Source organism: Geodermatophilus chilensis, from assembly GCF_002802985.1.
GTDB lineage: Bacteria > Actinomycetota > Actinomycetes > Mycobacteriales > Geodermatophilaceae > Geodermatophilus > Geodermatophilus chilensis.
The window spans coordinates 1-2,655 of the sequence record NZ_NVPT01000305.1 but is presented as its reverse complement, the minus strand read 5'-3'; the positions used below and the strand labels follow the sequence as shown (position 1 = coordinate 2,655).

Below are 2,655 nucleotides of genomic sequence, written 5' to 3'. Positions count from 1 at the left end.
AAAGTGTGTCAAAGGTACTTCTCCAGAGAAAGAGCGCATACGAAGTCGAGTCAGGGCTGGTGGGCTGGGAGATGTGTATCAGCGACAGAAGGGCGCCAGGACGCCGCCGCCCGGATACCCCCCACCGGGCTACGGCGGCCAGGCTCCCTTCGACCAGCCCGCCTACGGTCCGCCGCCCGGGTACGGCGGCCAGCCCGGCTACGGCCTCTCCGGCTACGGCGTGCCCGGCTACGGGCCGCCGCCGGGCTACGGCTACCCGCCGCCGACCAACACCCTGGCGATCCTGGCGCTGGTGATGGCCTTCGTCTTCAGTCCGGTCGGGCTGGTGCTCGGCATCGTGGCCCGCCGGCAGATCCGGCAGACCGGCGAGCAGGGCGACGGCCTGGCGCTGGCCGGCATCATCATCGGCGGCATCGCCACCGCGCTAGCCGTGCTGGCCTTCGTGTTCTTCGCCCTCGCGCTCGCCTCGGTCGGCTCGGCCGACTTCGGCCCCTGAGGGAGGACCCCGTCCGCCTCACCGCTCGCAGGCTCGCGGCGAGCCTCTGGCCGGGGCCGCGGACGACGACGGCCCGCCCGGTGCACCCGGGCGGGCCGTCGTCAGGAGGTGCTCAGCTCTCCGGCGGGGTGAAGGTCGAGGTGCGCTGCATGCCCGCGGCGCGGCCCTTGCCGGCGATGACCAGCGCCATCTTGCGGCTGGCCTCGTCGATCATCTCGTCGCCCAGCATCGCCGAGCCCTTCTTGCCCCCGGCCTCGGAGGTCGCCCAGTCGTAGGCGTCGAGGATGAGCTCGGCGTGGTCGTAGTCCTCCTGGGACGGCGAGTAGATCTCGTTGGCCGCGTCGACCTGGCCGGGGTGCAGCACCCACTTGCCGTCGAAGCCCAGGACGGCCGAGCGCTTGGCGACCTCGCGGAAGGCGCCGACGTCGCGCACCTGCAGGAAGGGCCCGTCGATGGCCTGCACGCCGCGGGCGCGGGCGGCCATGAGGATCTGCATGAGGATGTAGTGGAACGGGTCGCCGGCGTAGTCCGGGTGCAGCGCACCGACCACGAGTGACTTCATGTTGATGCTGGCCATGAAGTCGGCCGGGCCGAAGATGATCGTCTCGATCCGCGGGCTGGCGAAGGCGATCTGGTTGACGTTGATCAGGCCCTGCGCGGTCTCGATCTGCGCCTCGATGCCGATCCGGCCGACCTCCAGGCCGTTGGCCTTCTCGATCTGGGTCAGCAGCATGTCCAGCGCCTGCACCTGCCCGGCGTCGGCGACCTTCGGCAGCATGATGCAGTCGAGGTTCGCGCCGGCCCCGCCGACGACCTCGATCACGTCCTGGAAGGTCCACTCCGTCGTCCAGTCGTTGACCCGGACGGTGCGGATCTTCTCCCCCCAGCCGCCCTCGTTCAGCGCCGCGACGATGTTCTTGCGGGCACCGGGCTTGGCCAGCGGCGCGCAGGCGTCCTCCAGGTCGAGGAAGACCTGGTCGGCGCCCAGGCCCTTGGCCTTCTCCAGGAACCGGGGGTTGCTTCCCGGGACGGCGAGGTTGGAACGGCGGGATCGGAGCTCGGCCACGGTGCCTCCGCTTAATCGGGGTCAGGTCCACCGGAGGGTAACGACGGGCTCGGGAGCGTCTCAGGTGCCCGGCTCGGCCAGGCCCGCCGGGCGGCTGGCCCGCACCACCAGGCCGACGCCGACGACGACCAGCGCCACCCCGGGCAGCGCCAGCAGCGGCGGCACCTGCTGCAGGAGCACCAGCGCGAACAGCAGCGCGCCGGGCACCTCGAGCAGGATCACCAGGCTGACCATCGTCGGCCCGACCGAGGACAGCACCAGGTTGAACAGGGTGTGCCCGAGCAGCTGGGCGCAGACGGTGATGGCGGCGATGAGCAGCCAGTCCCGCCCGGAGAAGCCGACGAGCGGGTCGCCGACGACGACGGCGGCGACGGCGATCGCCGCGGCGCACACCGAGTAGCAGACCACCGCGTACGCCGCGGTGGACAGCCGCTGCCGGGCGCGCGCCCCGGCCAGCACGTAGCCGCCGGCGCAGATCGCACCGAGCAGTGCCAGACCGTCGCCGGCCAGGGCGCGCAGGCTGACCGTGACGTCCACCCCGGCGATCAGCGCCACGCCGAGAACCGCCAGCACCAGTCCCCACCAGGTCGCGGCGGGCAGCCGCACCCCGCTGACCCGAGCGGCCAGCGCCGTCCAGATCGGGGTGGTGGTCACCAGCGCGGTGGACGCGGCCACCGTCGTCATCGACAGGCTGGGCAGCCACGCGGCGAAGTGCGCGGCGAGGAAGAGGCCGGCGACGACGGAACTGGTCAGGTCGCGCGGCCGCAGCCCGGCCAGCGCCGGTCGCTCGCGGAACAGCAGCACCGGCAGCAGGACCGCCGCCCCGCCGAGGTTACGCCAGAACGCGAGCGCGAGCATCGGCGCGGCCAGCATCGTCGTCAGCGGCGCCGACAGCGAGACGCCGACGACCGCGACCGCCATGATCCCGATCTCCCGCCCGCCGGGCCGGTGCAGCGCCCACGCGCCGGCCCCGGCCCCGTGGCCCTCCTGCAGGTGGAAGGACCCCGTCCTCGGCCCCCTCCCGGGCACCGCCCCGAGCCTGCGACTGTCCCTTATCCACATCCGCCGCTGCCGACGACTCCTGTCGTGTATT

3 protein-coding genes are annotated in these 2,655 nt (G+C 72.5%); 1 reads left to right on the top strand and 2 read right to left on the bottom strand.

Annotation, left to right across the window (positions count from 1 at the left end; genetic code table 11):
• Window positions 1–73 precede the first annotated feature (73 nt).
• A complete protein-coding gene (locus CNO22_RS26645; RefSeq protein ID WP_100502240.1) occupies window positions 74–496 on the top strand; it encodes a DUF4190 domain-containing protein in 423 nt (140 codons plus the stop codon).
• A gap of 112 nt (window positions 497–608) precedes the next feature.
• Here the strand turns inward: CNO22_RS26645 and CNO22_RS26635 are convergent, their stop codons facing one another.
• Both CNO22_RS26635 and CNO22_RS26630 read right to left on the bottom strand, forming a co-directional pair.
• Window positions 609–1,562 (bottom strand): HpcH/HpaI aldolase/citrate lyase family protein, encoded by a 954-nt coding sequence (locus tag CNO22_RS26635; protein ID WP_100502239.1) that lies wholly within the window; start codon window positions 1,560–1,562, stop codon window positions 609–611.
• Between the two features lie 60 nt (window positions 1,563–1,622).
• Window positions 1,623–2,591, bottom strand: a complete 969-nt coding sequence (locus CNO22_RS26630; RefSeq protein ID WP_232807385.1) for a DMT family transporter — start codon at window positions 2,589–2,591, stop codon at window positions 1,623–1,625.
• Between the last annotated feature and the right edge of the window lie 64 nt (window positions 2,592–2,655).